Origin of the sequence: Actinopolymorpha sp. B9G3, assembly GCF_040120725.1 — a bacterium.
In the GTDB taxonomy this organism is placed as follows: Bacteria; Actinomycetota; Actinomycetes; order Propionibacteriales; family Actinopolymorphaceae; genus Thermasporomyces.
In genome coordinates, this window is record NZ_JBEEAB010000009.1 from 207,155 (window position 1) to 222,372 (window position 15,218).

Consider the following 15,218-nt stretch of genomic DNA (forward strand, 5'->3'; position numbering starts at 1 on the left):
CAGTTCAGCACTGTCATGAGAGTTCTGTCACGGCCGTCCGGTCACGGCAGGCTGCCGGACACCGGTGGCACGGGTAGGCCGAAACCGGGAGCTTCGGACAGGTGGAGCATCCCGTCGACCAACCGGTAGCTGTCGGCGCGGACTCCTTTCGTCCGCCCTGGTACGCCCTCGACCGCGACGACGTTGCCGAGCCCGGCGGCGAGATGCGCGGCGTACAACGTCTTCAGCGGTCGGCCCCATGCGTGCGGTGATGCCTGCGCGCCGGCTGCCCGCAGGCGAGGCATCACCTGGCGCCAGGCGGTGAATCCGAACGTCACGACGTCCATGAGCAGAACGTCCAGCAGTCCGTCGGCCGCCAACTGGAGAAGGAAGGGGACGTCAGGATCGCGTTCCCCGTCGGCGACGAGCGGGCGTGACTCGAGTTGGTCGAGATAGCGGCGCAGCCGGCGCAGATAGGCGCGGGTCTCCCGGAACGGCTCCTCCACCCAGAACAGCCCGCAGTCGGCGACCGCATCGAGGTAGGCGAGAAACTCGCCGGTCGTGTAGCCGTCGTTGGCGTCGACGAGGATCCGCGCATCGGGGTGGGCCGCCCGGACCGCGCGGGTCACCTCGATGTCGCGGCGGATCCCTTCGCTGGCCGGCATCCAGCGGTGGCCGCGTCCGATCTTGAGCTTGAACGCCCGATAGCCGAGTCGCCGGTCGGACGCGCAGTTGGCGAGGACCTTGTCGATACCGCGGGCCGGGTTCTTGACGGTGAGGTCGTCGAGGTAGATCGCCCCGTCGTAACACGGAACGGCCGTCTGTCCCGCATCTCCGAGGAGACGAAACACCGGCTTGCCGAGGATCTGGCCGGCCAGGTCGTGGAGCGCGAAGTCCAACGGGAGGGCACGGGGATCGGTCACGCCGACGTCCGGGTCGAACAGGTCGACCACCCGGCGCCCGACCAGGTGGTCGGCGGGCCCGACCTCGCCGGCGGCGATGCCCCAACCGATGGCTCCGGCGTTCGTCTTGACGACGGCGACCTGGAAGGTTCCGCCGGCACCGTGGGATCCGAGTCGGGCGTTGCGTCCGATGGTCCTCGGATAGCGGTCACGGAGGTTTCCGGTGATGACCCGAGCAATGCGGTGACCCGCGAGCGCGGACATCAGTGCCGGATGCAGACGTACGGCATCACGGTCGGGAGGTTCCGGCGCGCGCCGCCAACCGCGACATCGCGACGCCAGTGCAGTTGGGGACTTCGCCCGCGACGACGGTCTCCGCGCAGGATGGTTCTACGGTGACTGGTTCCCTGCCGGGGCCGATGTCTCGCCGTCACCGCGCACACCTCTTATCTGCCGATTCTCTGCCGAGAGTTCACCGGATGCCGTCGACCGGGAACTACACCCGTGTCGGCCGGAATGTTAATAGCGCACTAGGCCTGAAGTGTCCAGAAAGTCCCGGTTCACCCGGGCTCAAGTGGCCGCTGCCGGCCGCAACCAGTCCGCTACCGGCGGCGTAGGGACGTCGAGGGCGCCTTTGCCGCCCGCCGTGCCTGCGCACGCATCACGGCGAGTTCGCCGCGCTCGTGCCAGGCGAGGCGACGCAGGAGCTTGACCGAGGTCCACGTCGCGCCGTTCGTGGTGCGTACGAGGTCGGCGGGCATGGTCTCGACCGCCTTGCGTACGTGCGCTGCGGACAGTTCAAGCTCGGCGAGAAGGTCTCCGGCCGGTTCGCGGTAGCCGAGCCCGATCATCGGTAGGTAGTAGCGACTCTCGGTGTCGACGATGTGCCAGGCGACCTGCCGGACCGTCCGCCAGGAGGCGTACGAGGGAAGTGCCCGGTGCGGGTCGTCCCAGTCGAGCACCGCGTCCGGGCAGGCACGCACGAGCGCCATCACGTCCCGGCGACTGTCGGCGAGGACCGCCAGGGTGGCGCGCCGTTCCGCGTCCGTCGCCGGCCGATGGTCCCGATGGAACGCCCGTTCGTCACCCCGGACGCGTTCGGCGACCACCAGGTCGGCATCCTTGCCGAGCTGAGAGTTCAGGTCGCCGAGCGCCTTCGCCTCATCCGGACCCTGGCCACACCGGCCCCACACGTCGACCTCGAAGCTCCAGGCGGCCGACCCGTGGTCGAACGCCATGGCGACATCGTTCTCCACATACACCTGGACCCGCGTGCGCATGCGTCCAGGTCTACCTCGTCACGCGCACCTCGTGGGCGGTGGTGTCGGGCAGGTCGATCGTGGCATTGGCATTGCCAGCGGCCAGGTCGACCGGCACCGGCTCACCGTCCACGGTCACTCGCGGGTCCTCACCGAAGCCCGACACCGTGAACGTGGCCGAACCTGCTGCGTAGCCCCGGACCGACAGGTCCAGCGTGCGACCGGGGGAGTACGCCGTCACGTCGATGTCCACGTCACTGTGCGGCGCGACCGCCACGGGGAACGGTGTCAACTCTCCCTTGCCACCGCCCCTCACCTGGTAGAGCACGGGGAAGCGGAGCGAGTCGGCCTTGATCGCGAGCCGGTAGGCCTCGACGTACCGGTTCTTCGCCAGCGCCACCCTGGCGGCGGCGAGCAGCACCTTCGCCTGGGTGTCGCCGGGACCGAGGTCGTCCCCTACATTGTCGATGGCGTCGGCGGCGTCGCGACGCCACTGGATCACCAGGCTGCGGTCGCGTTCGGCCGTCATGTCGAGTCCGACGCGAAGCGCGAGCTCCCCGCCCGTCGTTCCGAACGCGTACGCCGGAGCCGATCCGCCACCGACCTGCTCGACCGTCACCGTGTACGCCCGTCCCTTGTCCAGCGACACCACGGGGACGTCGAAGGAGGTCCAGCCACTCGCCGGGATCTCCGCGCCCGACAGGTGCCGCATCGTCACCACCCGGCCGGTGTCGTCGGTGACCGTGAGCCGTAGCGGGGTTGGGGATCCGGTGCGTTCGGTCCGGACGTCCACCTTGCTCATCAGTCGCAGGTCTCCGGCCGTGAACGTCGTCGACACCGACCGGCGTCCGGTCAGCTCGCCGTCGGGTGGGGCATCGCGGACCACGTCCCACGGATGCAGGTCGTCGACGAACGGGTTCACCCAGGTCGCGACCGCGTCCGGCGAGTCGGCTCCCTGCCAGTTGTAGATGGACGTGTAGCGCGATCCGTTGACGTAGGTCTGCCGAAGCAGCATCGTCTTGTCGGGTGCGTAGCCGGAGACGGAGTTCTCGAGGTTCGGGTTGGCGATCCGGCCGAACTCCCGGCTCTTCTGCAGGTGCCAGAAGCCCCCCTTGGTGTAGTCGTCGAGCTCGATGTACTCCGAGCCGGGCCTTGCCCGATGGACGATGCCCTGCGCGATGCTGGGGTGTACGTCGTCCCAGTACGGCTCCTGCATGCGGGAGTACACCTCGGCGTGCACGTTGTGCCGGAGCCCGTCGGTCGGGAAGACAGCGCCGTCGGCGCCGGCGTCGATCCGTTGCCGCGGAAGGCCCGCGTAGAAGACGTCGGCGAACAGCTGCTGTGGGTAGGACTGGTTCCTGAAGAGCCAGCGCTTCTCCGCCTCCGACAGCCCGTCGGCCGGATCCAGCACGACCCCTTCCGCCTTGGCCGCCGCGACCGTGCTCGGGTTGTAGTCGGCATACAGGTCTCGCCGTTCGACGCCCCCGTTGTAGTCCGTGTACGCCTGGTCGGCCACACCCTTGCCGCCCCGCTTCGACCAGTACGTGCTCTCCATCGTCGTCGAGAAGTCCAGCACCCGATCCGCCTCGCCGCTGCGCTGCAGATCCCAGACCAGTGGTCGGACCACGCCGAGTGACTCGTCCGCCTTCTCCTCCAGATAGGCGTTCAGGTCGGGGTTCCGCCACGTGAGCCACGGCGTGCTGCCCCAGATGTTGGGCACCGAGAGCCCGTAGCGTGGTTCGTACGCCTCACCGAGCAGGTCGTCGAGGCGCTGGTCGCGGAACACGTCCTTGTCGGGCCCGGTCTGGTCCTGCGGGCTCCACAACACCTGGTGGTACTCGAGGTCGCCGAACGTCCCGCCCTTGCCGTCGGGCACTCCACCGGGTGTGCCCTCCCAGTCGCTCGTGGACTCGATGCCGAAGGGCAGGCCGTACTCGCGGGAGAGCCGCAGCCACAGCTGGTAGTTGGCGCTCATCTGCGCGGCGCTGCGTACCGGGAAGTAGTCGAGGACCGCCATGCCGCGACCCACCTCGGGACTCTCGTGGATGGCGGACTTCACGTAGTCGAGCCGGCTGCGGAAGTACGCCTCGCCGCGGTGGTCCTGGCCCAGCACGAACACCATCCGGTCGGGCACCCGCATGTCCTGGGCGTTGACCATGCCCGGCAGGTCGGCGTACGCCCAGATCTCCCCGACGTACGCCGGCTCGGAGCTGCTCCCTTCGACAGTGACGACGACCTCACCGTCGCCGATGACGGCCGGGTCGGCGGAGTCGAGGAAGAACGAGGAGTACGGACCGCCTCCGGGATCACTGGTCGCGGGATCCCTGACGTAGAAGAGGGTTCCGTCGAGGAGCACCCGGAAGCCGAACGTCTCACCCCACGCGTCGTTCGGCCGGATCTCCCTGAACTGCAGGGTCAGCGGTTGCGTGCGGTCCACGTCGAGCCGCACGCTGAAGCGCCCACCATCGCGGACCGACCGGGCGGAGTACGCCTCGGTGAGCTGGCCGGCCTCGACCTCGCCGCGTGCGGACTTGGCAGGGCCGCTCGTGGAGAGGCGATGCGCCCTCTCGCTGCCGGCGTCGCCGAGCCGAACCATGTCGGTGACGCCCACGGCCGCCGAGCCCGCAGTGCGCGCGGCGCTCGCTGGCGGGTCGGCGGCGACTGCTGCCGGCGTCCCACCGATGGCGATGGCTGCGCAGCAGAGACCGAGAGCGAGGGCCGGGCCGAGCAGCCGGCGAGCACGCAGGGCGCGGGTTGGCATGCTTGCATACCTCCATGGCAGGAAGGACGCGGTGCCGGAATAGTCGACGCCCGGCAGGGCGCGGTCAACGCGCATGGCGCTGTCCGGACGCCTGCCGACCGCCACCGGTCACGACCCGACCTACGCTGAAGGGATGCAGACGTTTCTGCCGTACGACGACTTCGCGGCCAGCGCCCGGGTCCTCGACCGGCGCCGGCTGGGCAAGCAGCGAGTCGAGGCCCTGCAGGTGCTCCGCGGACTGACGAGAGCCGGCTACGGATGGCGCCACCACCCGGTCGTACGCATGTGGACCGGCTACGAGGAAGCGCTGGTGCGGTACGGCCTGGAGGTCTGCCGGGTGTGGGCGGAAGCTGGCCGAGGCGACACCTGCGCTGCCAGCCTACGGACCGAGTACCTCAGCCGCACCGGCCGCGACGTCGTACGTGTCCAGGAGGAGTTGGCGCGGGCGAACGAGCTGCCGCCCTGGCTCGGCGACCAGGCGTTCCACCACAGTCACCAGTCGGCGCTGGTTCGCAAGGACCCCGCCTACTACGGCGCACAGTTCCCCGACGTTCCCGACGACCTGCCCTACGTGTGGCCGGCGTCAGACCGCGGGACAGCGCAACGACGCGGTGCGTGACGCGGGTCAGTCCTCACAGCGGGATGTTGCCGTGCCGGCCCCTGGTCGCCTCCGCCTCGGCCAGCGCTGACGCCAGCCGGGTCCGGGTCTGTTTCGGGGAGACCACCTCGTCGATGACACCGAGCGAGACGGCCTTGTCGAGCCCGCCGACGAGCTTCTCGTGCTCGACCGCCAGCTCGGCCTCGACCTGCGGCCGGATCTCCGGCTCGACCTCGGCCAGCTTGCGCCTGTGCAGGATGCGGATCGCCGCGATCGAGCCCATCACCGCGATCTCCGCGGTCGGCCAGGCGAACGTCCTGGTCGCGCCGAGCGCCCGGGAGTTCATCGCGATGTACGCACCGCCGTAGGCCTTGCGCGTCACGAGCGTGACCCGTGGCACCACCGTCTCGGCGAACGCGTGCAGCAGCTTCGCCCCGCGCCGCACGACACCATCCCACTCCTGCCCCACGCCAGGGAGGTAGCCGGGCACGTCGACGACGACGATCAGGGGAACGCCGAACGCGTCACACATCCGGACGAACCTCGCAGCCTTCTCCGCCGAGGTGGAGTCGAGGCAGCCGCCCAGCCGGAGCGGGTTGTTGGCGATCACCCCGACGGTACGCCCACCGAAGCGGCCCAGGGTCGTCACGATGTTGGGCGCCCAGCGGGGATGGAGCTCGACGCCAGTGCCCTCGTCGAGTACGGCGTCGAGCAGCGGGTGGACGTCGTACGCCCGGCGGGCGGACTCCGGTAGCAGGTCGGACAGGTCGGTGTCGTCCACCGCCGAGATGTCGACCTCGCCCTGCGTGCCGAAGAGATCGGCCAGCCGGCGTCCCTCCTCGAGCGCTGCCTGTTCGGTCTCGGTGACGATGTGGACGACGCCGGAGCGGCGACCGTGCGGCTCCGGACCGCCGAGCCGCAACATGTCGACGTCCTCACCTGTGACCGAACGCACGACGTCGGGGCCTGTGACGAAGATGCGGCCCTCCGGACCGAGGATGACCACGTCCGTGAGTGCCGGACCGTACGCGGCCCCACCAGCCGCCGGCCCCAGCACCACAGAGATCTGGGGGATCTTGCCGGACGCGCGGGTCATCGCGTGGAAGATGCGGCCGACCGCGTGCAGCGACAGCACTCCCTCGGCGAGCCGCGCACCGCCGTTGTGCCACAGACCGATGACGGGTACGCCGTCGGCGAGGGCGCGATCATAGGCGGTGACCACGACCTCGCACCCTTCGTGGCCCATCGCCCCGCCCTGGATGGTGGGATCGGAGCAGAAGGCCACGACCGGTCGACCGTTCACGCGGCCGGTGACCGCGAGCATGCCGCTGGCGTCCTCGGGTGTGAGGAACTCGATGCTCTCCGGGTCGAGCAGGGCGGCGAGCCGGTTGCGCGGGTAGCGCGGGTCCTGCTCGCGTGGCGGCCTGGCCGGCTTGGCAGCGGAGCCGCCTGCCGCGGGATTGGCAGCGGTGCCGGCCTGGTTCTCGGTGACGGTCACGTTCCTTTCACTCCGGTCGCTAGGTCGAGGGTCTCGCCGGGTGGTCGACCCGCGCTGTCGCGCTCCGACCACTGTCTCACCCAGCGCCGGTCAGCGACACTCAGCGTCGACCGGAGTCTCCTCAGGGCGTACGGAACGCGATGACGAGGTTGTGACCACCGAACCCGAACGAGTTGTTGATCGCGGTGAGCGGGCCGTCCGGCAGCTTGCGCGGTTCGGTCGCGACGTCCAGGGCCACCTCGTCGTCGAGGTCGTCGAGGTTGGCCGTCGGCGGGACGACGCGGTGGTGGAGGGCGAGGACGGTCGCGATCGACTCGGCCACGCCCGCTGCGCCCAGCAGGTGCCCCAGCGACCCCTTCGGCGCCGTGACCAGGACTCCGTCGGCCGCCTTGCCCAGGACGGTACGGATACCGACCGCCTCGGCGATGTCGCCGGCCGGCGTCGAGGTCGCGTGCGCGTTGATGTGGCTGAGCTCTGCCGGTTGGATGCCGGCGTCGGCCAGCGCCTCACGCATCGCTGCGGCGTTGCCCTTGCCCTCGGGGTCGGGTTGGACGATGTGGTGACTGTCAGCAGACGCACCCGAACCCGCGACCTCGGCATAGATCCGGGCGCCACGCCGCAGGGCGTGCTCTTCGGACTCGAGCACCATGGCGGCGCCGCCCTCACCGAGGACGAAGCCGTCACGCGCCTTGTCGAACGGCCGGGACGCCCGCTCCGGCTCGTCATTGCGGCGGGAGAGCGCCATCATCGCGCCGAACGCCGCCACCGGCAGCCGGTGGATGGCCGCCTCGGCGCCCCCCACCATCGCGACGTCGGCCTTGCCCGAACGGATGATCTCGAGCCCGTGTCGGATCGCCTCGTTGCCCGACGCACAGGCCGCGACCGGCGTCTGGACCGCCGCGCGAGCGCCGATGTCGAGGCCCACCCAGGCAGCGCCACCGTTCGGCATGATCATCGGGATCGTGTATGGCGACACGTGCCGGGGGCCCTTGGCCTGCAGGACGTCGTAGATGTCGAGCATGCTGATGAGACCGCCGATGCCCGACGCGACCGAGACCGCGATGCGCTCACCCGGAACGTCGGCACCGTCCAGTCCCGCGTCCTTCCACGCCTCACGAGAGGCGACGAGCGCGAACTGTTCGTACCTGTCGAGCTTGCGCGCCTCCACCCGCGGGATGACCTCGGTGGGGTCGACCGCGGCGGGAGCGGCGACTCGGGCGGGCAGGTCGGCGAAACGCTCGTCGGTGAGGGTTCTCGCCCTGGAACGCCCTGCCAGCAGGCCCTCCCAGGTCGAGGCGACATCGCCGCCGAGCGGGGTCGTGGCACCTAGTCCTGTGATGACAACCTTGGTGCTCATCGGGATCTCCCCATTTCTTCGTACTGCAGAAACATCTGTGCTTTTCCCATCGCGTGGTGCGGACGCGGCCGGCGGGTGGGATGTTCCGGGTCATCACCCACCCGCCCGGCCGCGCCGTCGTCAGCCCTGTGACTGCTCGATGAACGCGACAGCGTCGCCGACGGTCTTGAGGTTCTTCACCTCGTCGTCGGGGATCTTGACGCTGAACTTCTCCTCGGCCGCGACGACCACTTCGACCATCGACAGCGAGTCGACGTCGAGGTCGTCGGTGAACGACTTGTCGAGCTGGATGTCCTCGGCCGGGATTCCCGCGACCTCGTTGACGATCTCCGCGAGCCCTACGCGAATCTCCTCGGTGGTGGCCATACGTTGATGCTCCTTCTTCTGTTTCGAGTGTGATGCCGCGCCCGGGGATCGAGGGCGAGGTCGGCTGGCGGTGTTATGGAATACGGATGACCTGAGCTGCATAGACCAGGCCGGCCCCGAAACCGATGATCAGTGCGGTGTCCCCGCTCTTCACCTCACCGGCCGCGAGCATGCGCTCCATGGCCAGCGGGATGGACGCCGCCGAGGTGTTGCCCTGTTCGGCGATGTCGCGGGCGATGACGACATGGTCGGGCAGCTTCAGTGCCTTGGCCATGGCGTCGGTGATGCGCATGTTGGCCTGGTGCGGGATGAAGGCGTCGAGCTCGGCCGGGCTCACGCCCGCTGCGTCGAGCGCCTGCTGTGCGACCTTGGCCATGGCGTACGACGCCCACCGGAACACCTGGTTGCCCTGCATCATCAGGTGCGGGAACTCACCAGAGGCCAGGGCGTCGTCCCAGTTCTCCTGCTGGCGGATGACATCGGCCTGGTGGCCGTCAGAGCCCCAGACGACCGGCCCGATGCCCGGTTGGTCCGACGGTCCCACGAGCGCCGCCCCAGCGCCGTCGCCGAAGAGGAACGCGGTCGACCGGTCGGTGAGATCGGTGAGGTCGGACAGCCGCTCGACACCGATCACGAGCACGTAGGTCGCCGAGCCGGTACGCACCATCGACTGAGCCAGCTCGATGCCGTAGCAGAAGCCGGCGCATGCGGCTGAGATGTCGAACGCCGCGACGCCGCCGGTGCCGAGCTCGGCGGCGATCGTGGTGGAGATGGCCGGCGTCTGGGACAGGTGCGAGACCGTGGAGACGAGTACGCAGTCGACCTGATCGGCCTGGACGCCCGCGTCGGCGAGGGCCTTGCCGCCCGCGGCGACGGACATCGAGGCGACCGTTTCCTCAGGCGTGGCCCACCGGCGGCTCACGATGCCGGACCGGGTACGGATCCACTCGTCGGACGAGTCGATCCGTTCACAGATCTCGGCGTTCGACACGATCCGGGACGGTCGGTAGCCACCGACGCCCAGGATGCGCGCATGGGACACGCCGGTGGCTGACCGGATCGCACTTGTCACGTGGCACTCACCGCCGGGTGGAGCCGGACGATCGGTTGGCCGGGCGAGACGGGATCGCCGTCCTCGACCAGCCACTCGACCACGATGCCGCCATGTGGGGCGGCGACCGGTAGGTCGTCACGCAGGCTTTTGACACTGCCGACGACCGCTCCGGGCGTCAGGGAGGCGCCCGCCGGCTGATCGAGAGCGAGATCAGGTGCGAGGCTGAACACGCCCTTCATCGGCGCAACGAGGAGCCGCCAGGTGGGATTGCCCTCCAGCGGTCCACCTTCGCCGTGTTTCTCGACGAACGCACGCGCGTCGTCAAGCTGGTCGGGAGTCTTGAGGGCGAACGTCTCGATGCCCTTCAGTGCTCGCCGTGCGATGCCGGTAAGTGTGCCTGCCGGCGGCATCTCCAGCATCCCGGTGACCCCGAGATCCTGCATGGTCTGCATGCAGAGGTCCCAACGCACCGGTGAACTCACCTGGGTCACGATCCGGTCCAGGACCTCACGGCCGTCGTGGACGATGTGCCCGTCGCGGTTGGACAGCAGGCGGGTCCGCGGGTCATGCGTACTGATCGCCTTGGCATAGCCGCCGAGCAGGTCGACCGCGTGGGCGACGTACTCGGTGTGGAACGCGCCGGCGACCTGCAGCGGGACGAGGCGGGTCCGCGCGGGCGCCTTCTTGGAGAAGTTCTCGAGGTCCTCCAGGGTGCCTGCGGCGACGACCTGGCCGGGACCGTTGTTGTTGGCGGCGACGAGGTGGTGTTCGGCGATGGCGGCGAGCACTTCCTCAGAATCCCCACCCAGCACCGCCATCATGCCGGTCGGTGCCTTGGCGGCGGCGGCGGCCATCGCCTTGCCGCGCTCGCGGACGAACACCATCGCCTGTTCGGCACTGATGACGCCCACGCCAGCGGCCGCGGTGACCTCACCGACGCTGTGCCCGGCGGCGAGGTCGATCACGCGGAACGCGTCCGCCGGATGCGGGAACAGTGCGAGAGCGGCGACCAGGCCCGCGCCCACGAGGAGCGGCTGTGCGATCGCCGTGTCGCGGATCGTGTCCGCGTCGGCCTTGGTGCCGTAGTGCACGAGGTCGACGTCGCAGACGGCGGACAGCCAACGCAGCCGTTCGGCGAAGGTCGGGTCCTCCAGCCACGGCGTGAGGAAGCCAGGCGTTTGCGCGCCCTGGCCTGGCGCGACGATGACGAGCACGGTTCCCACGATGACGAATGAACGCCGCCAAGGGGCGACGTGGCGGGACGAAACTTGCCGGCAGTTCGCTGTAGGAACCCGACAAAGTCACGGCGTGTGAGGAGCCTCCGGTGGGTGCAGCCGGCCCAGTGTCAACGCAATCCTGAGCGTGTACGCATGTCGCGGATTGGACGGCGAATAGCCGGACAGCTCGGTGATTCGGCGCAATCTGTAGCGGACCGTGTTGGCGTGGACGAAGAGCATCCGCGCGGTGGCCTCGACCGACGCGCCGTTTTCGAAGAACGCCGCGAGGGTCTCGAGCAGGACCGGGCCGGCCTGGTCCAGCGGTGCGTAGACGTCGGTCACGAGCTGCCGGCGGGCGTTGCTGTCACCGGCCAGGGCGCGTTCGGGAAGCAGGTCCTCGGCGGCAACCGGTCGCGGGGCGTCGAGCCAGGCGGGGGCGGCGCGGAACCCCGCGATCGCGGCGCGCGCCGCCGCAGGCGCGGCCAACAGGTCGGGAACGACCGGACTCGCGACCACGGGTCCCGGCCCGAAGTGGGCGGCGACGGAGGCGGCGGCCTTCTGCGGGTCCTCGACTCCACCGAGGATGACGATCAGCCGATCCCGTTGGACGCCGGTGAGAACGTCGAGGTGGGCGTGCCGGGCGTCGCGCCGGATCAGCTCGACGGCCGCCTCGGCGCCGCCTTCCGGGGTGCGCCCGACAACCACGAGGATCGCCGTCGCGTCCGACCAGCCCAGCGCCGAGACCCGCGACCGTACCGCCTCGTCGGCCTCGCCGCGTAGCAGGTTGTCGACGATGAGTGCTTCGAGGCGGGCGTCCCACGCGCCGCGCATCTCGGCGGCGCGGGCGTAGACCTCGGCCGCGCCGAAGGCGATCTCCCGGGAGTAGAGCAGGACGGCCTCGCGGACACTCGGCACATCCTCGGCGGGAACGATCTCCTCGACGCGTTCCTCGACCACCTCGATGCCGATCCGGATCATCTCCACCGTCTGGTGCAGGGTCACCTTGCGGGTGAGCTCGCGCGGTGCCGTGCCCAGGACGTCGCCGGTGAAGACGGGTCCGTCGGTAGGGGTACGGAACCATGCCACGAAGGCGGCGAAGAAGGTCTGCGCGACGAGCCCGATCCACGACCGGTCCTGCGGCGCCATTCCGCGGAACCAGTCGAGGCGTTCGCGCATCCGCTCGATGGTGGCCGAGGCGAGCATGCCACTCGCGCGTTCGAGATGGGTTGCGGTGACCGCACGGTTGAGACTCGACACATGGGCAGTCTCCCACGCGAGTGCCGGGAAACGGTCACACGTGGTGATCGATTCGGCAATTCTGTCGTACTCTCTGTCAGACTCACCCGATAGGGGGCGAGATCGCCACAGGGTCTGCTGGGAATGATCACGCATGCGTGATCATTCCCCACGATGCGCGGCAAATTCGCCGCGCATCGTGGGGAGTTGCCGTGCATCGTAGGGATCGGTGCGGTCCCGGGGGGCCTGCCCGGCATCTGTCCTTCCTGTCCAGAACGCCGCCACCCGGAGCGGTGAGATCGAGTGGTGCGAGACGCTGTGACCGTGGAACCCATTGACCAGCTGAAGCGCATCGCCTTCCTGCTCGAACGCTCCCGCGCGCAGACCCACCGCGTCCGTGCGTTCCGGAAGGCGGCATGGGCCCTGGAGGAGCTGCCGTCCGAGGAGATCGCCCGCAGATCCACCAGGGGGACGCTCACCGAGCTCGCCGGCGTCGGACCCGTCTCGGCGAAGGTCGTGGCGGAGGCCCTCGCCGGTGAGACGTCCGGTTACCTCGCGAAGCTGGAGGCCGAGACCGACGCTCTCGTCGACGGCGGTGACGAGCTGCGTGCGGCGCTCAAGGGCGACCTGCACACCCACTCGGAATGGTCCGATGGTGGCAGCCCGATCCGTGAGATGGCCGAGGCGGCCCGCGGCCTCGGCCACGACTACCTCGCGCTCACCGACCACTCGCCACGGCTCACCGTTGCCCGGGGCCTGTCCGCCGAACGCCTTCGCCAGCAGTTGGACGTCGTACGCCGGTTGAACGACGAGCTGGCGCCGTTCCGCATCCTCACCGGCATCGAGGTGGACATCAACGAGGACGGCTCCCTCGACCAGGAGCCCGACCTCCTCGCTGAACTCGACATCGTGGTGGCGAGCGTCCACTCCAAGCTGCGGATGCCCGCGACGGAGATGACGCCTCGCATGGTGGCCGCCATCGCCAACCCGGCCGTCGACATCCTCGGGCACTGCACCGGCCGGCTGATCACGGGCAATCGGGGAACTCGACCGGAGTCGGTGTTCAACGTGGAGATCGTGTTCGAGGCGTGCCGGCGGTTCGGCGTCGCGGTGGAGATCAACTCCAGGCCGGAGCGCCTTGACCCACCGCGGCGACTGCTGCGCCAGGCGGTGGAGCAGGGCTGCGACTTCACCATCGACACCGACGCGCACGCACCAGGTCAGCTGGACTGGCAGCCGTACGGATGTGCACGGGCCGAGGAGTGCGGCGTACCCGCCGACCGGGTGCTCAACACTCTGCCCGTCGACGACCTGCTCGCCCGGACCCGACGCGACTGATGCGGCGCCGCGGCCTCAGCGGCGGCGGAGGCCGGCGCCGATCCGTTGCACGGTCTGGGTGACCCGGCGGGCGCGGGTCTCGGGGCGCGCCGCCTGGCCGATCCACTCGACGTACTCCCGCTGATGGGAGTAGGACAGCCGGCTCCAGTGGTCGAGTACGCCACCGGAACGCAATGCCGCGGCGAGATCATCGGGCAGCTCGACCACCCGCGGCTCATCGTCGGAGACCAGCGTGACCGTCACTGTGTCACCGACCTCGGCTCCCGCGGCCTCGCGGTGGGCCCGGTTGATCCCCACGTAGTACTCCCCGCCGTAGACGGCGACGGTTGTGCGGAAGGTGTGCGTACCGATGGTGACCCGGACCGCCGGCCGCGCACGGCCGAACGCCGCCCTGACATCGAGCGGTACCTTGACGAACGTCCCTGTCCCGGACTCCTCCGAGCGGTCGAGCGTCGCCTGGAAGGTGTGCGCGTCCATGGCTGGGATCATAGGAGCCTCGGCGGCAGAAGGGGTGCGGATGGTTGGCAAGCAGGGGAGGGTCACCGGCACGATCGGGCCCGGCCTCGTCGGCGAGGTCATGGTGGCGATCCGCGGCGGCGTGGAGGCGTTCTACGCCTACCCGAGCGTCCCGGGCGAGACGTTCGAGATCGGTACCCAGGTGATCGTCGTCGAGTACCACGCACCACGCACGGTCTACGTGGCTCACGCACTCGGCTGAAGCTCGTGGCCTGGACTCGCGCCCGCGATGGGCTCCCGCTGTACTACGAGTGCTTCGAACCCGCGAGCCGCCCCCGGGCCGCGGTCCTCCTCCTGATGGGCCTGGGCGCCAACGCGCGGATCTGGGCTCCCGTCGTCGCACCGCTGCGGGCGGCCGGCCACACGGTGGTGGCGATGGACAACCGTGGCTGCGGCAGGTCCGGTGTCCCGTGGCGACCGTGGTCGACGCGGACGATGGCCGCCGACGCCGTGGCCGTGCTGGACGCGCTCGGTGTCCGTCGTACGCACGTGATCGGTGCATCCATGGGCGGGATGGTGGCGCAGGAACTGGCCCTCGCGTTCCCCGAACGCGTCCACTCGCTGGTGCTGGGATGTACGTCGGGTGGCCTGCCGCGCGGTCCCGCGCTGGTGACGCGACGCGGCGTCCGGGAGGTGCTCGCGCTCGCGGTCCGCACCGTCAAACCGGTGCCGTTGGACGTCCAGGTCGAGCGGTTCCTGTGTGCGAACATCTCGGGCGACTTCGCGGCGACTGCGCCGCGCGACGGAGAATGTTGGCGGGCGGTCGAGGCGATGCTCGCCGAACCGACCTGCCTGCGCGGCCTGCTGCACCAGTCCCTCGCAACGGTGCGGCACTCGAGCTGGTCGCGCGTCGGCGGGTTGCGGCCAAGGGTCCTGGTGCAACACGGCACCGCCGACCCGGTGATCCCGGTGGCGGCCGGCCGGGAGCTCGCCCGACGGATCCCGTCGGCCGATTTCCAACAGCTCGACGGTGCCGGTCACGCGCTCGGACTCGAGCGTACGGAGGAGATCACCCAGCGGGCACTGGCGTTCATGCGAGCGGAGGAGTCCGGTAGCCGAGTCTGAGCCTCGCGACTGTCGGCCGCACACGGTTCCTGTCGACGTGTCCTGTCACGAAGGTGCCGCACCCGCCGCGAA

14 protein-coding genes are annotated in these 15,218 nt (G+C 69.7%); 4 read left to right on the forward strand and 10 right to left on the reverse strand.

Annotation, left to right across the window (positions count from 1 at the left end; translation table 11 throughout):
• Positions 1–41: 41 nt before the first annotated feature.
• The 3 genes from ABNF93_RS17750 to ABNF93_RS17760 form a co-directional block, all read right to left on the reverse strand.
• A complete protein-coding gene (locus tag ABNF93_RS17750) occupies positions 42–1,145 on the reverse strand; it encodes an enolase C-terminal domain-like protein (RefSeq protein WP_349329197.1) in 1,104 nt (367 codons plus the stop codon).
• A 338-nt stretch (positions 1,146–1,483) separates the two neighbouring features.
• Positions 1,484–2,161 carry a DinB family protein gene (locus tag ABNF93_RS17755; RefSeq protein WP_349329198.1) on the reverse strand — a complete coding sequence of 226 codons (678 nt, stop codon included), beginning with the start codon at positions 2,159–2,161 and terminating at the stop codon, positions 1,484–1,486.
• A 10-nt stretch (positions 2,162–2,171) separates the two neighbouring features.
• Positions 2,172–4,901, reverse strand: a complete 2,730-nt coding sequence (locus tag ABNF93_RS17760; RefSeq protein WP_349329199.1) for a hypothetical protein — start codon at positions 4,899–4,901, stop codon at positions 2,172–2,174.
• A gap of 133 nt (positions 4,902–5,034) precedes the next feature.
• Here ABNF93_RS17760 and ABNF93_RS17765 point away from each other — a divergent pair, with 133 nt between their 5' ends.
• Positions 5,035–5,520: an MSMEG_6728 family protein gene (locus ABNF93_RS17765; RefSeq protein ID WP_349329200.1), complete on the forward strand. Its 486-nt coding sequence runs from the start codon at positions 5,035–5,037 to the stop codon at positions 5,518–5,520.
• 13 nt (positions 5,521–5,533) lie between these two features.
• Here the strand turns inward: ABNF93_RS17765 and ABNF93_RS17770 are convergent, their stop codons facing one another.
• The 6 genes from ABNF93_RS17770 to ABNF93_RS17795 form a co-directional block, all read right to left on the reverse strand.
• Positions 5,534–6,997 (reverse strand): acyl-CoA carboxylase subunit beta, encoded by a 1,464-nt coding sequence (locus tag ABNF93_RS17770; RefSeq protein WP_502877589.1) that lies wholly within the window; start codon positions 6,995–6,997, stop codon positions 5,534–5,536.
• Between the two features lie 121 nt (positions 6,998–7,118).
• Entirely contained in the window at positions 7,119–8,354 is a 1,236-nt protein-coding gene (locus ABNF93_RS17775) for a beta-ketoacyl-[acyl-carrier-protein] synthase family protein (RefSeq protein WP_349329201.1), read from the reverse strand.
• Positions 8,355–8,474: 120 nt separating this feature from the next.
• A complete protein-coding gene (locus tag ABNF93_RS17780; protein ID WP_349329202.1) occupies positions 8,475–8,720 on the reverse strand; it encodes an acyl carrier protein in 246 nt (81 codons plus the stop codon).
• Between the two features lie 73 nt (positions 8,721–8,793).
• Positions 8,794–9,792 carry a beta-ketoacyl-ACP synthase III gene (locus tag ABNF93_RS17785; protein ID WP_349329203.1) on the reverse strand — a complete coding sequence of 333 codons (999 nt, stop codon included), beginning with the start codon at positions 9,790–9,792 and terminating at the stop codon, positions 8,794–8,796.
• Positions 9,789–10,988, reverse strand: a complete 1,200-nt coding sequence (locus ABNF93_RS17790; RefSeq protein WP_502877592.1) for an acyltransferase domain-containing protein — start codon at positions 10,986–10,988, stop codon at positions 9,789–9,791. The genes ABNF93_RS17785 and ABNF93_RS17790 overlap by 4 nt, the downstream gene beginning before the upstream one ends.
• 87 nt (positions 10,989–11,075) lie before the next feature.
• Entirely contained in the window at positions 11,076–12,194 is a 1,119-nt protein-coding gene (locus ABNF93_RS17795; protein ID WP_502877593.1) for a PucR family transcriptional regulator, read from the reverse strand.
• 357 nt (positions 12,195–12,551) lie between these two features.
• Here ABNF93_RS17795 and ABNF93_RS17800 point away from each other — a divergent pair, with 357 nt between their 5' ends.
• A complete protein-coding gene (locus ABNF93_RS17800) occupies positions 12,552–13,565 on the forward strand; it encodes a PHP domain-containing protein (protein ID WP_349329206.1) in 1,014 nt (337 codons plus the stop codon).
• 15 nt (positions 13,566–13,580) lie between these two features.
• Here the strand turns inward: ABNF93_RS17800 and ABNF93_RS17805 are convergent, their stop codons facing one another.
• A complete protein-coding gene (locus ABNF93_RS17805) occupies positions 13,581–14,042 on the reverse strand; it encodes a YdeI/OmpD-associated family protein (protein WP_349329207.1) in 462 nt (153 codons plus the stop codon).
• Between ABNF93_RS17805 and ABNF93_RS17810 the strand changes: the two genes are divergently transcribed.
• Both ABNF93_RS17810 and ABNF93_RS17815 read left to right on the forward strand, forming a co-directional pair.
• Entirely contained in the window at positions 14,041–14,283 is a 243-nt protein-coding gene (locus ABNF93_RS17810; RefSeq protein ID WP_349329208.1) for an NfeD C-terminal domain-containing protein, read from the forward strand. The genes ABNF93_RS17805 and ABNF93_RS17810 overlap by 2 nt on opposite strands.
• A gap of 5 nt (positions 14,284–14,288) precedes the next feature.
• Positions 14,289–15,146, forward strand: a complete 858-nt coding sequence (locus ABNF93_RS17815; RefSeq protein WP_349329209.1) for an alpha/beta fold hydrolase — start codon at positions 14,289–14,291, stop codon at positions 15,144–15,146.
• The last annotated feature ends 72 nt before the right edge of the window (positions 15,147–15,218 follow it).

What these genes read in the sequence shown, in the direction of transcription:
- ABNF93_RS17750 (WP_349329197.1), bottom strand. Translation starts at nt 1,145, where the DNA reads ATGTCCGCGCTCGCGGGTCACCGCATTGCTCGGGTCATCACCGGAAAC.
- ABNF93_RS17795 (WP_502877593.1), bottom strand. Translation starts at nt 12,194, where the DNA reads ATGCTCGCCTCGGCCACCATCGAGCGGATGCGCGAACGCCTCGACTGG.
- ABNF93_RS17765 (WP_349329200.1), top strand. Translation starts at nt 5,035, where the DNA reads ATGCAGACGTTTCTGCCGTACGACGACTTCGCGGCCAGCGCCCGGGTC.
- ABNF93_RS17810 (WP_349329208.1), top strand. Translation starts at nt 14,041, where the DNA reads ATGGCTGGGATCATAGGAGCCTCGGCGGCAGAAGGGGTGCGGATGGTT.
- ABNF93_RS17755 (WP_349329198.1), bottom strand. Translation starts at nt 2,161, where the DNA reads ATGCGCACGCGGGTCCAGGTGTATGTGGAGAACGATGTCGCCATGGCG.
- ABNF93_RS17805 (WP_349329207.1), bottom strand. Translation starts at nt 14,042, where the DNA reads ATGGACGCGCACACCTTCCAGGCGACGCTCGACCGCTCGGAGGAGTCC.
- ABNF93_RS17780 (WP_349329202.1), bottom strand. Translation starts at nt 8,720, where the DNA reads ATGGCCACCACCGAGGAGATTCGCGTAGGGCTCGCGGAGATCGTCAAC.
- ABNF93_RS17760 (WP_349329199.1), bottom strand. Translation starts at nt 4,901, where the DNA reads ATGCCAACCCGCGCCCTGCGTGCTCGCCGGCTGCTCGGCCCGGCCCTC.
- ABNF93_RS17775 (WP_349329201.1), bottom strand. Translation starts at nt 8,354, where the DNA reads ATGAGCACCAAGGTTGTCATCACAGGACTAGGTGCCACGACCCCGCTC.